At 42.3% G+C, this 14487-nt stretch carries 21 protein-coding genes; all 21 read left to right on the top strand.

Going from position 1 to position 14487, the window contains the following annotated elements; all coding sequences use genetic code 11:
• The first annotated feature begins 14 nt into the window (after nt 1-14).
• On the top strand, nt 15-863 hold the full coding sequence (locus Q0V21_RS28210; protein WP_301881682.1) for an adenylyl-sulfate kinase: 849 nt from the start codon (nt 15-17) through the stop codon (nt 861-863).
• A gap of 29 nt (nt 864-892) precedes the next feature.
• Nucleotides 893-1378 (top strand): YcxB family protein, encoded by a 486-nt coding sequence (locus tag Q0V21_RS28205; protein ID WP_079346432.1) that lies wholly within the window; start codon nt 893-895, stop codon nt 1376-1378.
• Nucleotides 1379-1757: 379 nt separating this feature from the next.
• Entirely contained in the window at nt 1758-2324 is a 567-nt protein-coding gene (locus Q0V21_RS28200) for a histidine phosphatase family protein (protein ID WP_301881679.1), read from the top strand.
• Nucleotides 2325-2349: 25 nt separating this feature from the next.
• The gene (locus tag Q0V21_RS28195; RefSeq protein ID WP_079346426.1) at nt 2350-2727 is read left to right on the top strand and encodes a MerR family transcriptional regulator; all 378 of its coding nucleotides are present in this window, start codon (nt 2350-2352) and stop codon (nt 2725-2727) included.
• 33 nt (nt 2728-2760) lie between these two features.
• Nucleotides 2761-3399, top strand: coding sequence for a Type 1 glutamine amidotransferase-like domain-containing protein (locus Q0V21_RS28190; protein ID WP_301881676.1), 639 nt, complete (start codon nt 2761-2763; stop codon nt 3397-3399).
• A gap of 19 nt (nt 3400-3418) precedes the next feature.
• Nucleotides 3419-4312 (top strand): PhzF family phenazine biosynthesis protein, encoded by an 894-nt coding sequence (locus Q0V21_RS28185; protein ID WP_301881674.1) that lies wholly within the window; start codon nt 3419-3421, stop codon nt 4310-4312.
• Between the two features lie 26 nt (nt 4313-4338).
• A complete protein-coding gene (locus Q0V21_RS28180; RefSeq protein ID WP_301881672.1) occupies nt 4339-5127 on the top strand; it encodes an aminoglycoside adenylyltransferase domain-containing protein in 789 nt (262 codons plus the stop codon).
• Nucleotides 5128-5211: 84 nt separating this feature from the next.
• Nucleotides 5212-5436, top strand: a complete 225-nt coding sequence (locus tag Q0V21_RS28175; RefSeq protein ID WP_301881671.1) for a cytidine/deoxycytidylate deaminase family protein — start codon at nt 5212-5214, stop codon at nt 5434-5436.
• A gap of 79 nt (nt 5437-5515) precedes the next feature.
• Nucleotides 5516-5995, top strand: a complete 480-nt coding sequence (locus Q0V21_RS28165) for a GNAT family N-acetyltransferase (protein ID WP_301881668.1) — start codon at nt 5516-5518, stop codon at nt 5993-5995.
• Entirely contained in the window at nt 5937-6344 is a 408-nt protein-coding gene (locus Q0V21_RS28160) for a GNAT family N-acetyltransferase (protein WP_483312391.1), read from the top strand. The genes Q0V21_RS28165 and Q0V21_RS28160 overlap by 59 nt, the downstream gene beginning before the upstream one ends.
• 28 nt (nt 6345-6372) lie before the next feature.
• Nucleotides 6373-6972, top strand: coding sequence for an HD domain-containing protein (locus Q0V21_RS28155; RefSeq protein WP_301881665.1), 600 nt, complete (start codon nt 6373-6375; stop codon nt 6970-6972).
• Between the two features lie 46 nt (nt 6973-7018).
• Nucleotides 7019-7468 carry an NUDIX hydrolase gene (locus tag Q0V21_RS28150; RefSeq protein ID WP_024628219.1) on the top strand — a complete coding sequence of 150 codons (450 nt, stop codon included), beginning with the start codon at nt 7019-7021 and terminating at the stop codon, nt 7466-7468.
• Between the two features lie 22 nt (nt 7469-7490).
• Nucleotides 7491-7820 (top strand): HIT family protein, encoded by a 330-nt coding sequence (locus tag Q0V21_RS28145; RefSeq protein ID WP_301881663.1) that lies wholly within the window; start codon nt 7491-7493, stop codon nt 7818-7820.
• A 221-nt stretch (nt 7821-8041) separates the two neighbouring features.
• Nucleotides 8042-8200: a hypothetical protein gene (locus Q0V21_RS28140; RefSeq protein ID WP_173405199.1), complete on the top strand. Its 159-nt coding sequence runs from the start codon at nt 8042-8044 to the stop codon at nt 8198-8200.
• A 109-nt stretch (nt 8201-8309) separates the two neighbouring features.
• A complete protein-coding gene (locus Q0V21_RS28135; RefSeq protein WP_301881661.1) occupies nt 8310-9086 on the top strand; it encodes a hypothetical protein in 777 nt (258 codons plus the stop codon).
• A gap of 64 nt (nt 9087-9150) precedes the next feature.
• Nucleotides 9151-9843 carry a hypothetical protein gene (locus Q0V21_RS28130; protein WP_301881660.1) on the top strand — a complete coding sequence of 231 codons (693 nt, stop codon included), beginning with the start codon at nt 9151-9153 and terminating at the stop codon, nt 9841-9843.
• 79 nt (nt 9844-9922) lie between these two features.
• A complete protein-coding gene (locus tag Q0V21_RS28125; protein WP_301881659.1) occupies nt 9923-10342 on the top strand; it encodes a hypothetical protein in 420 nt (139 codons plus the stop codon).
• A 297-nt stretch (nt 10343-10639) separates the two neighbouring features.
• Entirely contained in the window at nt 10640-11200 is a 561-nt protein-coding gene (locus Q0V21_RS28120; protein ID WP_301881658.1) for a GNAT family N-acetyltransferase, read from the top strand.
• 112 nt (nt 11201-11312) lie between these two features.
• A complete protein-coding gene (locus Q0V21_RS28115; protein ID WP_301881656.1) occupies nt 11313-11813 on the top strand; it encodes a PH domain-containing protein in 501 nt (166 codons plus the stop codon).
• A complete protein-coding gene (locus Q0V21_RS28110) occupies nt 11810-13345 on the top strand; it encodes a PH domain-containing protein (RefSeq protein WP_301881655.1) in 1536 nt (511 codons plus the stop codon). The genes Q0V21_RS28115 and Q0V21_RS28110 overlap by 4 nt, the downstream gene beginning before the upstream one ends.
• 324 nt (nt 13346-13669) lie before the next feature.
• On the top strand, nt 13670-14449 hold the full coding sequence (locus Q0V21_RS28105) for a Cof-type HAD-IIB family hydrolase (RefSeq protein ID WP_301881653.1): 780 nt from the start codon (nt 13670-13672) through the stop codon (nt 14447-14449).
• The last annotated feature ends 38 nt before the right edge of the window (nt 14450-14487 follow it).

Raw genomic sequence — 14487 nt, 5'->3', positions numbered from 1 at the left:
AGGGTGATGAAATCATGACAAGACAATTGATACTTATTGAGGGATTACCGGGTTCAGGAAAGTCGACGATTGCCAAGATGGTATCCGAGATTCTGATTGAGCAAGGCAAAAAGGTGCAACTCATCCAGGAAGGGAATCTGGATCATCCTGCTGATTATGATGGTGTGGCCTTTTATTCTGCGGAAGAGTTCAGGTCTTTGGTCGATGCTCACGAAACATTTAAAGATATATTGGAGAGCAGAGCAAAAGCTTATCAGGAGGGGTTCCTGATTCCTTATCGCAAAATAAAAGAGGAATTTGGAGTGAATTTCCCTGACCATGTGGTGCAGGAGATATTCAGCAAAGATATTTATGAACTGCCTTTTGAACAAAATATGAAGCTGATCACCGAAAAATGGCGGGGTTTTACCGAAAGTATGATAAATGCGTCTGATGACTCCATCACTATATTCGAATGTTGTTTTATTCAAAATCCACTGACCATAGGTTTGGTAAAAACCAATCAATCCAAAGAAGAAAACGTGCAATATGTTTTGGAATTGGAGCGCATCGTTCAATCATTGAATCCGCTACTAATCTACATTCATCAGGAGGATCTTGCACATACCTTTGACAAGGCAATTCAGGAAAGACCCAAGGAATGGTCAGATGGATTCACACAATATTACACGAATCAAGGATTGGGACACGCGAAAGGATATAAAGGTGTTGATGGCACAGTAAAGGTTCTTCAGGCAAGAAAAGAGTTGGAAACCGAGATTTATCATTTGCTGAAGATGGACAAACACTGGCTGGATAATTTGAAATATAATCGCGCTGCTTGTCAGGAGGAGCTAGAGAAGATTTTGAAAGGTTCACTTTGAGATACTAAAGAACGGAGGAAACTAGAAACATGATTCAAATTCACTTAACCGAAGAAGATTATTGGCAAATGAACAAATTCGCGATGATTAAACTGTATGGGAAAGGTATGCTGATTGCTGTGTGTCTTCTGCCTGTAGCGATTGCAATTATTTTTAGACAGCTGGATTATTCATGGGTGCAAAGTATAATTATCGCTCTGATTAGTAGTGTGTTTGCTAATACAATGACTTACGTGCGAACCAAGCGGAAAATTAAGAAGTTGGCACGTGAGAGCAAAGGGATACTGGGTGACCAAAAGCTTGAAATTACGGAGCAGGAAATTCGCTGGAGTAATGATATGACTGCAGGTACCACACAGTGGAAAGGTCTGGAGAGTTTCAGTGAAACGAAGCAATATTTTTATATATTCATTAATAAGGCGAGTGCGCATGTCATTCCCAAAAGATCTTTTGAAACTGAAGATGAAGCTGCTCATTTTGCAAAACAGGTCAAAGCGTATATGAAAGTTGCCTAAAGTTAATCTTGAGCAGATTAAAGTAATAGTACGAGATTTCTTAGCACGGTAATACAATACATAACGGAGGTTTATTTTCATGTTATTTCTCGAGGCAACACTAATCGTCATTACCGCTATATTGTTCATCGTAGGTGTAAGGAGCAAACGTAAAACATTGGTCAGATGGGGTATAGGGAGTTTAACTTTGTTGATTGTACTTTTTATTCCATCGTTTGTTAACGGATTTGTGGAGGGGGTTTCCTCTGGTTGGTCGGCAAAGTAAATCTGGATGAACTCAAAAGGTATGGAGATTTATCCGGTGTTTTTGAAAAAGGATTTGTGCAATCTGTATGATATAGACGGTCTTAAGCATTACGTTCAAAATTAGGAGGAGCCTGTGGGAATCACATTTATTCGTCATGGTCACGCTGAACATTTGCTTAATTATCCTCATCAGCTAAATCACTTGCATCCGGGACTTACTGAACAAGGAAAGAGGCAAGCGACTGAGTTACGAAAGCAGATTAAAATCTTATCGGAAGACGTAGTTTTGGTGAGTCCTACGAAACGAACGATAGAAACGGCACTCCTCTTAACATCAGGCGATAAACTGACAGTCTGTCCACTCGTTGGCCCGAGAATGTTCCCTCAAAATCCGGAGTTTCCCGTTCTGCGCTGTGATCAAATCTATTCGAAAGACGAATTAAATGCTCAGTACACGGGGCTACGAATTCTTGATTATGAACTTGATTGCTGGGTGGATGGAATTAATCGGATGGAAGAACATCAATTTGCGGTTTATGCTGGACGGCTAGTTCAATGGTGTAGAGAGCACGGCGAGAGAACTTTTATCATTTCACATGATGGTACGATAACGAGTTACAGAGCTTTCCTTGGAGAGAAGGGGCTAACCCGAACTGACTTTCTCGGTGAAGCGGTTCATTACACGATTAGAGATCTGTAAGCAAAAAATAGAAGGTAGGGATTCCGTGAAATCTATTCCATTTTCGATCTTAATAGCCAGTGCAATCTTGGGCATATCGTTTATTGTTGGCTGCCTGTTGCTATCTAATCAGGGGAGCGCTAATGAATCGGCTCAGGCAGTGGAGCAGGAAGTGCCGAACAACAACAAACCATTAATGACGATCCAAGAAACGGCCGAGTATCTGAGTATAACTAAAGAACAGGTGATGGACATTATTAAGGCCGAACAAGGAAGTTTCTCGGCATCGGGTTTCTTTGAAGGAAAAATGTTTCCTTTCATCAAGGTTCAAGATCAATTTTTGGTTAGTAGAGTCGAGTTGGAATTGTGGGCTCAGGACGCATCTTCAAGTCATAGAAGATATATTAATGGGCAGATGCAATAAGGACTCTGGAAATTAAAAAAGGGAGAAATTCAGATGACCAAGCTGGTTTTGTTAAGTGATTTATATTTCGAATCAAATCAAAAATTAAATCAGAGAATAATGAGCTTGTTCAACTCTGACCAGCCTTCCATCGGTTATGTACCTTCGTGTTCTGACCCGGATAGAAGATATTTCGAGCTTACGAGCGGTTTCTATAATCGACTGGGAATCGAAACGATTGATTATTATGATCTGGACCTGGAGTACGAGGAAAGCAGATTCAATACGATTTTTGAAAACGATGCGATTCATTTATCTGGAGGGAATACATTCTTTTTTCTAAGTTTACTACAGAAGAGAAATGCAATGGGATTGTTGCGTTCGTATGTGAATAAGGGCGGCATTCTGATTGGAGTTAGCGCAGGCAGTATTCTAACTACACCAACGATTGAAATGGCCGGATATGGTAAAGATGCAGACGAGAACCATGTTGGATTAATGGACAAGCAGGCTCTGGCGCTCGTTGATTTTGAATTTTCACCCCATTGGGATGGCTCTGACGAAACTCTGGATTCATTAAGAGATTACGCGCTTACCAACTCGACAACAATCTATGCTTGCAAAGATGGTGCTGGGATCGTTGTTGATGGTGAAGTAGTAGAGTTATATGGCGATGTACGTCTTATAAACTGAAAAATAAGGTGGGTCTACAATGAGTGAAATCACTGTATATCATTATGATGCTTTTTCAAAGATTCCTGGTAAAGGAAATCCGGCCGGAGTCGTTTTTCATGCCGATTCGCTCAGTGAGGAAACGATGCAGCAGATTGCGCTTAAGGTCGGCTTTAATGAAACGGTCTTCGTGATGAGTTCTGAAATTGCAGACGTTAGTTTACGATATTTCACACCGGGTCATGAGATTAATCTGTGTGGGCACGCCACAATGGCGTCCATGTATGGGTTAAAGACTAGAGGATTTCTGGGAGATAAACAGTCGATCACCATTGAGACTAATGTAGGCCTATTGCCGATTCATTTCCAGCAGGAAGGCGATACGATCAACATTGAGATGAAGCAGGATCAACCCCGTTTCCTGCCATTCCAAGGTGACATAGAGAAGCTGGCAAATTCCATAAATCTAACCATGGATGATCTTGATCTATCCACACCCATCGTCTATGGAAGTACAGGCACCTGGACTTTGTTGATACCGATTCGTAAACTGACTTCTTTCCAACAAATGAAACCGGACTCCTCCCTTTTTCCTGAGATATTAAATGAGAATCCAAAAGCTTCTTTGCACCCCTTTACTCTGGAAACCCGTGATTCAGATGCTCTAATGCATGCCAGACATTTTTCCTCGCCCTTTTCGGGTACTACGGAGGATTCGGTTACGGGAACAGCATCCGGTGTGATGGGTGCCTATTATTTGGAGTATATGAATTCTGAGATGCATCAAGCTCATTTTGTTGTGGAGCAAGGCCATGAGATTGATAGAGATGGAAAAATTCACGTTAGCGTGGTTAAGGATGGACAGGACATGGATGTCAGAATTAGTGGAACGGCTGTTTTTGTGAAGGAAATGAAAGTGGAATTGGATACTTAACAATGTAAATAAAGGAGTGGGTTTAAGTGGATGAACAGGCGGTACTACATACAGCTACTCATTTGTTAAAAGAAGAATGTGCGGATTCCCTGGTGGGAATTTATTTGCACGGGTCCATGGCTATGGGAGGATTCCATCCGAATCAAAGCGATATCGATATACTGGTGGTATGCCGGGACCAGCTGTCCGCTGATACCTATCGGAGTATTGCGAAACGATTGATGCACATCGAAGATGAAATGCATATCATCACAGGATTTGAACTTAGTATTGTCTTGGAGTCTACGGTTGCTAATCTGACGTTTCCAACTCCATTTGAATTTCATTACTCCGCGTATCACCGGGAAAAGTATAGAAATGATGATCAATATCTTTGTGGTGGATACGAAGATCCAGATCTGGTAGCACACCTGGCCGTTATTGTTGACCGTGGAGTAGTGCTTGCTGGCAAACCTGTTAAGGAGTTATTCCAGCCTGTAAAACGTGAATATATGCTGGCCTCTATTACATCTGACGTTGGTTCAGCTCTGGAAGAAATAACGGAAAATCCTGTCTACTATGTTCTGAACCTATCACGGGTTCTATTGTATGTTAAAGATTCGGTAATATACTCCAAGCGAGAAGCAGGCGAGTGGGCACTTATTCATATTTTACCGAAATACAATGAAGTCATTTCACAATGTCTCGCAAAATATAACGGAGAGCTGGAAAGCGTGAATTTAAGTGATGATTTGCTTCTTGATTATGCGAAGTACATGTTGAACGAAATTAAAGGCTTGGCGGAATCTGGTTTGGAGCATGGTGGAAAGCGATGAAGGACAAGGTTGAGCACCAGAGCAAAAGTTAAAGGGCCGGTACGACACAGTACAATACAGGATCTATCAGTAAAAGGAGACATCATGATGACCATAACGACAGAGGATTTGGAACTAATTGAAGCAGCAAAGAACGTAATTTCGCGTTTGTATCAGGAGGGCAAGCATCACATAGGGGCAGCAGTACGAACTCGATCAGGAAAAATATTTACAGCGGTACATCTAGAAGCCTACATCGGTCGTGTCTCGGTATGCGCGGAAGCGATTGCCATGGGTAAGGCCATTTCGGAAATCCCTTTGAAGGTATGAATTCAGAGCCATATCTGATTGCCTGCCATCCGGATCATCGTGAATATTTCCTGAGTGTCGTTCGGGAGGGAATGAACTGATGATTAGCGAGCTTAAGCAGCATGAATTCTATAAGGTGATGCACTTCACGGACTTTAACAGCAATATTGAGGTGAAGGCTGTGGCATCTGGGTTGAATCCTGGCCGGATCTACGTTGATGATGCAGCGAATATCACAGCAGCTTTAATTTGGGTGAAGGGACAAAACGGTTTTCAGTTGATCGGAAACGCCCAAAGTAAACCCTTTCTGAACGATTTGGAAGAGTTCATGAAAGAACATATAAAACCTGAATTATTAAGATTAAATATCCATACAGTCGAAGTAGGTGTGGTGGATAAAAGTTGGGAAGATGTGCTTCATCATATGGCCGCGAATAAAGAGGTCCATAGCAATATTCAGCATGTATTCACATTGGATTCAACCCAAGGAATGACTGAGTATCGAAGTCATCAAGCAATTTATGAAGGTTATCCTTCTCAGATTAGACGAGACATTACTGAAAGTTGGAAAGTTCAATAATCTATCTTTTCTGAAGGATAAAATCTCGAGATTTTGGGATAACATGGATGATTTCTTGGAACATGGCTTTGGATACACTGCAGTACACAACGAGGATATCGCGAGTGTTTGCTTTTCGGCGTTTATATCAGATCAGTGGCATGCAATTGATATTGAAACTATCGAAGCCTACAAGAAAAATAATTATGGCAAGTGGGTAGCGCGGGCTTTTGTAGAAGAATGCAGGAATAAAGGTATCCAGCCGTATTGGGACTGCTCCCCAGATAATGCAGGTTCAATCCGTTTGGCAGAGGGGGTGGGTATGTCACTGAACTTTGATTACAGAGTTTACTGGTATAATCTCTCTTGAAGGATTTGGAAAAAACACTGGGAGGAGAATGATCGTGAACGAATTGCAGGAACAGATCCAATTTCTTATTGAAATCGATAAACTGAAAACGATTGAACGAAAAACGAGAATTATCCATGGTGACAGACTGGAAAATGATGCGGAGCATTCCTGGCATCTGGCGATGATGGCCTTGATTTTGCAGAGCCATTCCAACATAGAAGTGGATATTCTCAAGGTTATTAAGATGCTTCTGGTTCATGACCTCGTTGAGATCGATGCCGGAGATACTTTTGCCTACGATATGGTAGGGCATACGGATAAATATGACCGCGAGATTAAGGCTGCCCATCGATTGTTCGGGATATTGCCTGAGGAGCAGGCTCAAGAATTGTTGAACCTGTGGCTGGAGTTCGAGGCAAAGGAGACCAATGAAGCGCAGTTTGCCTCGTCGATGGATCGGTTGCAGCCGTTGATCCACAATCATCAGAATGAGGGAGATACGTGGCAGAAATACAATATTACAAGTGAACAGGTGTTAAACAGAAATCGAGAGATTGTGAACGGTTCCGAAACATTGTGGACGTACGCACAGCAAATTATCCAAGATTCCGTAGACAAGGGAATCTTGACTAAATCCAAGTCTTAGAGACACGTTGTTGAACTTATCTGATTCAAGACGGGGGAGAATCTTTATGGGATATATCATGGAGTTGAGAAAGCTGGTGGGTTCGCGCCCTCTAATCATGGCTGGTTCATGTGTGTTGGTCTTCAATGAGCAGAGCCATCTGCTATTGCAAAGACGTACAGATAGTCTGGATTGGGGAACCATTGGTGGATCATTGGAACCGGGAGAATCTTTGGAGGAAGCTGCTGCCCGTGAATTATATGAGGAAGCTGGATTGAGAGCGGGTGCGTATAAACTCATTACCGTTTTCTCAGGTCAGGACATGTATTACAAGTATCCGCATGGAGATGAGGTGTATAATGTCATGGCTGTCTATGAAGCTACTGAAATTCAGGGCGAACCAACCGTCATGGATGATGAAGGACTGGAACTGCGTTATTTTGATCTGAGTATGCCGATCCCTGAGATTAATCCATTCACGGAATATGTGCTGAAAAAAGCGGGATATATTAACTAAGAGTAGTGAAAGGGGATCGTATATGACACAGGATTTTTATTGTGATGAAGTGCTTAGTGGTAATACCAAAGTAAATATCGTCATGGAAACAGACAAGGTGCTGGCTTATCATCATACCCGACCATACTACAAACATCATATTGTTGTTATTCCGAAGATCCATATCCAATCGTTCATTTCACAGGAAGAAGCTAATAATGATGAACTATTACTGGAGATCATGCGCGTTATCAAAAAGGTTGCTGGGGACATGGTTGTTCAGACGGGTTTTTCCAAAATCGTAACGAATCTGGGTACTTACCAGGATTCGAAGCATCAACACTGGCATGTGGTAAGCGGTGAACGGATTTAATAGAATAAGTCTTCAGTAAAGTCTTCCAGCCGGATGCCCGGGGGGAGATTTTTCATTTTTAATGATTAGCATTAAGCCTATCAAGTGAGGAACTTGATTGAAGAAAGTAAAGAGAGGTAAAATATGCTAAAATAGGCTGGTGAATTAATAAGTTGGTATATTTATAAATCATGATAATTATATGAATTTTGAATTCATTACGGTGATAAAAAGGAGGAAGTATGATGAGTTTTTCATTCATTTCGACATTTGCAGTTTTATTTAATTTGGTGTTATTCGGATTGGGCGTATATGCCCTTATTTTATTTATCAAACTTGCTAAACGTGGGATTCAGGCGCTGGACATTTATTTATATGAGAAACGAGGAGAACGGTTCTAACCTGTAGAAATATCACTCAACAATAGAATTATCATTTTTCTCTCAGTGTTTTATTGTTGCTCTATTGATATGATTAACTCATCATTCAACTAAAGAGAGGGTAATTGACATGGATACTTTTTTAGAGCAAATCAACGAGTTGCAAGAGCTTCAAAAGGATTTGGTCAGTATACATCCCTTATTCAGAGAGCATTATCCTGTGGTTGTGGCATATGAAACTTTGTTATATATCTATGATTATTCGTCCAAGACGAAGCAATATGAATGGGTGAAAACCGTTCCGGATGATCTGAATATTCCCGATGAATGCTTGGCGGCATTTCCGGTGCATCACATGGATGAACGAATATGCGCAGTGGTGACAGATGCAGCGTTCCAAAATTTTGAGCAGAAAGTCTTCCTCTTTCATGAGTTTGTCCATTGTTACGTATATGAACAGTATCGTGACATTGGTGACCGACTTGAGATTAAACGCAGGATGGAGCAAATCAAACGTGTAACGTGGGAACTGGATTATGAGTTTCCTTATGACAATGAGATAGTTACCGAGCGGATCAATTCGTTGCTATCAGCCCTGAAGAGTAAGGATCTCTTGCAAGTCAAAGCGGCAAGATTGGCTCTGTTTAACTCTTTGAGTGAAGAACAAGGGGAGTACTTCAACTGGCTGGAGTGGAACGAGGGGTACGCGCGATATATGGAGAATCGGATTCGGGAGAAATTAGGACTAGATATGAATCATCTTGGGGATTCAGCTCCGTTTAATCGTCTTGTTTTCTATGAATGCGGGTCGGAATACATAAACCTGCTCGTTAACGAACAGCCGGATCTTCATACGGATTTGGAGCAGCTATTTGAGACGATACAAGCAGAGCGAGTGCAGGCTTGAGCATAGAATAAATTGATTTTCTTTTGTATGTGTAGCAGATTTTGCGAAAAAGGAGAATATCTCTATGCCACTGCCAATGGTTCATTTAAATGTTGCTGTTCTTTTTGCTGAAACCTTGCATGGACATGTAGAACGAGGTCCGTTCTATCTGGGGAATGTCGCACCTGACTCTATTCATATGCGCGAGGGTTGGACAAGAGCGGATAAGGAAAACACTCATTTCAACCCTAAGGATAAGAATGAAGGACAGTACGTTGAGCAACTAAAAGAACGTTATTCAACCTACATTCAACAGCACGCAGATGAGGGATGGAAGTGGTTCGTGCGGGGCTATTTTATGCATGTCCTGACAGACTTTTACTGGTTCCGTAGTGTTCATCCGCAATTTGTGGAGCAGGTTACTCTTACGGATCAAAATTCGGGTATAACCCGAACCAAGGATGAACTTGGGCGTCTGTATTACCAGGAGACGGATCAGATTGATTTTAACCTTTATCAACAGGCAAGCTGGATTGAAGACGTTTGGCAAATGCTTGAGATTGCGCCTGGCTATGATGTTGTTGATCTGTTAACCGCAGATGAGATCTTGCGCTGGCGGGATCGTACGTTTTCCTTTTTTAATGAAAGCGCCAACGAACCCGGTATAGTTCCCAAATTCATTACGGATGTAAAGATACGTACTTTTGTGGCCGATACCGCCCAGCGTTTAAAAGAACTGCTCCAAGGATGGGACTCCGAGTTGCGGTGTACAACATAAGCATCTAGAGCTACATCTAGATAATTACGTAGAGAGTTTACGCTCATGTTCTGATTAAGAATCGGAGGTATATATGCTAATGAAAAAAGCAGGGATTCTCGTAGGTCTCTTCGCGATGCTCCTTGCAGCCTGTAACCATCCAAATGATTCGAATGCAGAGGAAGATGATCTTCCGCGACTTATTACACTTATCTGTAGTCCAGATTCTAGATTTGAACCATGTCAAGATTTGCAGTTAAATGATCCCGACGAGATTCGGGTGATCGTAAAGGCCATTAAACAGGCGGAGCCCCTACCTGGAATGCCCAATTATGTAGCTCAGTATAAGCTGAATATAACGAATAAGGATGATTCACTGACAACGTATGATTTCTCTATAGGGAGCGACCCAGATATGAATGCCCTTCTTGTAAGAAATGAGGATAATTCGACCGGATATATCATACCCATTGAGAATTCAAACCAGGTAAGGAAAGTGATCCAGAGTCATACGGACTAACATCTAAGCCTACTGATTACATCGATAAGTCAGTTTACTATATAGGTTTAACAAAATAATTTACACGATAACGGAGAGGACAGAAAAAACCTGAAGAAGCGGAGCTAAAAGCTTTCTGAAAGAAAGCTGCATCGGAAGCATACGCTTCGCCTTTATCCCCGGATTTTCCCCTTTGAAAATAGGAATCAAAAAAATCTGGGGATAACAGCGATCGGAAGGTTGTTCTGTCATCGCAGTGGCAAGTGTAAATAACCTTTAGTTTAATTTATATAGCTATCGAAACGGAGAGACGGTCATATGAGTCACCTGACTACCATTCAACCTTTAACATCATCGGATATGGAGAGTGCTTGCCAGGTATTCGAAATATCCATTACGAGTGCATTTATACAAGAGGGGCTGGGTGCCCTGCACGAAGACATTCGGGATGAAATAGAACACAAAAAAGCAATGCTTCACTGCGCTTTGCATCCTGACAACAATAAGGAATCGAGTGTCTTCTTTTTGGTCGCCAAAAGAGAAGACACCGTCGTTGGCACCATTTCCTATGGTCCTTGCGGCAAGGAGATTCAAGAATGCACAAACAACCAATTGAACCAAATAGGAGAACTGGGTAGTCTCTACGTTTTGCCAGAGGTACAAGGTCAGGGGATTGGCTCTGCTCTTATTCAGGCCCTGGCTACTGAACTTCAGCGGCGTAAGATTACGCAATTTTGTCTGGATAGCGGCTACCGGACAGCGCAGCAGAAATGGCAGTGTAAGTTTGGAGAACCCTATGCCGTGGCAAAGAACTATTGGGGTGAAGGTTCGGACCATATGGTGTGGTTATGTGAAGTGAAGGATTTTGCTGCAAAATAAAATGACCCAGAGATGACGACTGTGCTGAACAGGAGTCATCTCTTTTACTAATTGAATCTTTCTGCATCGATAGAGGACTATTCTTCGTACAGTAAGAAAAAGGAGTGAATATATGCAGTACATACAGTGGAATACACCCGAGCAACGTTTATCCCCGAACGCCATAACTATATGGAGAATCAGTGCAATCATATCTAATGGAATAGGTCTGATTGTGCTTGCAGCACTGTTGGTTCTGGATTCCATTTATGGATGGAAGTCGTGGATTGGTTGGTTACTGTGGGGAGTAACAGCTATTTCGGTGCTGTATGCCGTGTGGGGGATTTTTATTCGACCTTCATTGTTATACAAGCATTGGTACTACGATGCGAATGAGGAGTTCTTGCAATTGAAACACGGGGCTCTGAAGAAGGTGCATCAGATCATTCCTATGGCGAAAGTACAATCGGTTACAACGAACCAAGGTCCCCTTTTGAGAAAATATGGCCTATATTCCGTATCGGTCGGCACGATGGGGTCATCTCATAACATCCCGGCGTTGCCAGAGGAAGTGGCGCTTGAATTGCGCCATCAGATTGCATCCTATGCGAGGATTAACGAGGTGGATGAATGAACGAGACGAAAAGACAACACCCGTTAGCCATGCTCTGGAGTGTATGGAAACTGGTTAAAAATTCTTTTGCATTTATCGTTTTTTTATTTATTCTTCGTCATGGCTCGGCGTCCAAGTGGATTATGTATGGAAGAGTCGCCTTTTATGTGGCTATGACGTTTAGTGTAATAGCCATCATCTGGGGCTGGTTTACGTTACGTTATACCGCAGAGGATAAGGCTTTCCAGATCTACAGTGGAGTATTTAACCGCACAAGAAGAACGATACCCTTCACCAAAATTCAGAACGTGAACCGGCATACGTCGTTGTTTCATCGTTTGTTCAGAGTCACATCCATTCGTTTTGAGACGGGCATCAAGGGAGAAGATGCTACGTTTCAGCTGCAAGTCGTTTCACTCTCGGAATCAGATCGGCTTGAAAAGATTGTAGCAGGACATATGTCGGAAGCAGATGCGACCAGTGATGTTATGGAACAACTCGTAGACTCAGAGAATCTGCCCGAAAACGTAACAACGGAAGAAGATACTCCAGTGCCTGTTAAAGAGGAGCTTGAACGGACTATACATTACCAGTCCACCCGTAAAGATATATTCAAAGCATCGTTCACCTCACTCAGCTTTCTGGTACTTATTCCGATTCTGGGTTCTCTCTATTCGTCGATAAAAGATTTCTTTCCTGATGAAAAAGTGACGGAGAGCATCGTATTAACGTGGCTGGATACCTGGTGGATTACCACATTGATTATCACGGGACTTATCGCTGTTTCCATTACGCTTGGTATAATTAGAACTTTTGTGAAGTATGGTGATTTCCAAATATCCTCAGATCGCAAACGAATCTATATTACGAAGGGCATGTTGGAACAGACCGCATTTTCGATTCTGAAGGAACGAGTCCAGGCGGTGAAAATCACGCAGTCTCCGATGAAAAGGCTGTTAGGACTGGCAGAAGTGGAACTGACGACAGCAGGTGGTTTGGGAGAATCCGACCAGGAGGTTAACTCGCTCTATCCTTTTCTGCCTGTAAAGCAAGCTTACGATATGATCTCGGAGATTTTGCCATCCTATCAGGTTACAGAGGAGATGCAGAAGCTTCCGCGAAAATCCTTATGGCTGCGCATGCTGATACCAAGCTGGGTGTGGATCATTGCTACAGGTTTACTGTTTTATTTCAAACCGGTGATTCTGGGACAGCATCAGGCGTGGTGGATGATTTCCGCTATTCTGTTACTATGGGTTGTCATATGCAGATTAGCTGATTTTTTCCATACACGCTACGTCCTGAATCAGAACTTTATTCAGTTGCGAACCGGCGCATTAACGTCAACATTATACATCTCTAAGCGTGAAAAAGTCATCGAGGTACAAATCACCCGGAATGTGCTGCAACGCTGGTTTGGGGTCGCTTCGATTCAAACGGTAAACCGTGCCAAACCTGTTCTGCATCACAACGTAAACGATATTTCGCTCGAAGCCGTAGAGGCGTTTCAGTTGTGGTACATGGAGCGGAGTCAGAACGTCCAGACTCGATAATGTAAAGGCAAGTGCAGGAATACTATTAAGTTAACTGTGCACTTGCCTTTTTTATTGAAGATCAATGCTTAATTTCCATAAACTGAAATAAACATTTACACGATAACGGAGAGGTCAGAAATAACCTGAAGAAGTGGAGCTAAAAGCTTTCTGGAAGAAAGCTGCATCGAAAGCATACGCTTCGCCTTTATCCCCGGATTTTCCCCTTTGAAAATAGGAATCAAAAAAATCTGGGGATAACAGCGATCGGAAGGTTGTTCTGTCATCGGAGTGGCAAGTGTAAATATTCCGCAATTCAATTTATATAGCTTAGGAGATGTTCCATTGATTAAAATCGTATTTATGGACGTGGACGGTACGTTACTCAGTGAGAAGGATCGAAGTCTCTCGCCAAGTACAGAGGAATCGATTCGAAATTTGGTTCGTAGGGGTATACAGGTCGTTCTGGTCACCGGCAGACCCTATAATTTATGCGGAGAGTTCAGGAAACTCGGAATGGATACCATAATTTCGGCTAACGGGGCATTGATCAAGAGCGGTGAAGAAGTGATACATAAATCGGTGCTTTCTGCACGAATGGTTAGAGAATTCAGTGAATTTGCCGAGCTGCACGGAAGCAGTATTTCTTATTTTACAGAGTCATTCGTGATGAATGGATTATGCACAACGGATGTGCGTGTCATCGATGCATTGAGAGATACGCTTGGCCTGATAGAATATCCACTGACCATTAGTTCTTTGGAACAAGAAGTGTATTGTATTTGTTTATATGCCGATCAAGCCGAAGTGGAGAAATTCCATTACCAATTCCCTACATTAAGATTCGTGAGGTTCCATCCTTATGTGTCTAACGTCATGGAAGAGAACGAAGTATCCAAATCGATAGCGGCAGGGAAAGTGCTCGCCCATCTGAATATTTCGAGAGAGGAAGCGATGGCTTTTGGCGATGGTGAAAATGATATCAATCTGCTAGAGTACGTGGGTCTCGGCATTGCGATGGGGAATGGCGGAGAGCGTGTCAAACAAAGTGCGGACTATGTCACTCTGCGAGCAAGTGAGGATGGCATCACACACGCATTGAGGAAGTTTAAAATCATAGAATAAGCAAATTTTGGAGTGATAAGGATATCCTTATTATGGGT

Origin of the sequence: Paenibacillus sp. 11B (assembly GCF_030487755.1) — a bacterium.
Lineage (GTDB): Bacteria > Bacillota > Bacilli > Paenibacillales > Paenibacillaceae > Paenibacillus > Paenibacillus vandeheii.
This window is presented reverse-complemented; position numbering and strand designations above follow the sequence as displayed.

Coding starts and splice junctions, on each gene's coding strand:
- Q0V21_RS28210 (WP_301881682.1), top strand. CDS start 15: ATGACAAGACAATTGATACTTATTGAGGGATTACCGGGTTCAGGAAAG.
- Q0V21_RS28205 (WP_079346432.1), top strand. CDS start 893: ATGATTCAAATTCACTTAACCGAAGAAGATTATTGGCAAATGAACAAA.
- Q0V21_RS28190 (WP_301881676.1), top strand. CDS start 2,761: ATGACCAAGCTGGTTTTGTTAAGTGATTTATATTTCGAATCAAATCAA.
- Q0V21_RS28185 (WP_301881674.1), top strand. CDS start 3,419: ATGAGTGAAATCACTGTATATCATTATGATGCTTTTTCAAAGATTCCT.
- Q0V21_RS28175 (WP_301881671.1), top strand. CDS start 5,212: ATGATGACCATAACGACAGAGGATTTGGAACTAATTGAAGCAGCAAAG.
- Q0V21_RS28165 (WP_301881668.1), top strand. CDS start 5,516: ATGATTAGCGAGCTTAAGCAGCATGAATTCTATAAGGTGATGCACTTC.
- Q0V21_RS28160 (WP_483312391.1), top strand. CDS start 5,937: ATGAAGGTTATCCTTCTCAGATTAGACGAGACATTACTGAAAGTTGGA.
- Q0V21_RS28155 (WP_301881665.1), top strand. CDS start 6,373: ATGATCGTGAACGAATTGCAGGAACAGATCCAATTTCTTATTGAAATC.
- Q0V21_RS28150 (WP_024628219.1), top strand. CDS start 7,019: ATGGGATATATCATGGAGTTGAGAAAGCTGGTGGGTTCGCGCCCTCTA.
- Q0V21_RS28145 (WP_301881663.1), top strand. CDS start 7,491: ATGACACAGGATTTTTATTGTGATGAAGTGCTTAGTGGTAATACCAAA.
- Q0V21_RS28140 (WP_173405199.1), top strand. CDS start 8,042: ATGATGAGTTTTTCATTCATTTCGACATTTGCAGTTTTATTTAATTTG.
- Q0V21_RS28135 (WP_301881661.1), top strand. CDS start 8,310: ATGGATACTTTTTTAGAGCAAATCAACGAGTTGCAAGAGCTTCAAAAG.
- Q0V21_RS28130 (WP_301881660.1), top strand. CDS start 9,151: ATGCCACTGCCAATGGTTCATTTAAATGTTGCTGTTCTTTTTGCTGAA.
- Q0V21_RS28125 (WP_301881659.1), top strand. CDS start 9,923: ATGAAAAAAGCAGGGATTCTCGTAGGTCTCTTCGCGATGCTCCTTGCA.
- Q0V21_RS28120 (WP_301881658.1), top strand. CDS start 10,640: ATGAGTCACCTGACTACCATTCAACCTTTAACATCATCGGATATGGAG.
- Q0V21_RS28115 (WP_301881656.1), top strand. CDS start 11,313: ATGCAGTACATACAGTGGAATACACCCGAGCAACGTTTATCCCCGAAC.
- Q0V21_RS28110 (WP_301881655.1), top strand. CDS start 11,810: ATGAACGAGACGAAAAGACAACACCCGTTAGCCATGCTCTGGAGTGTA.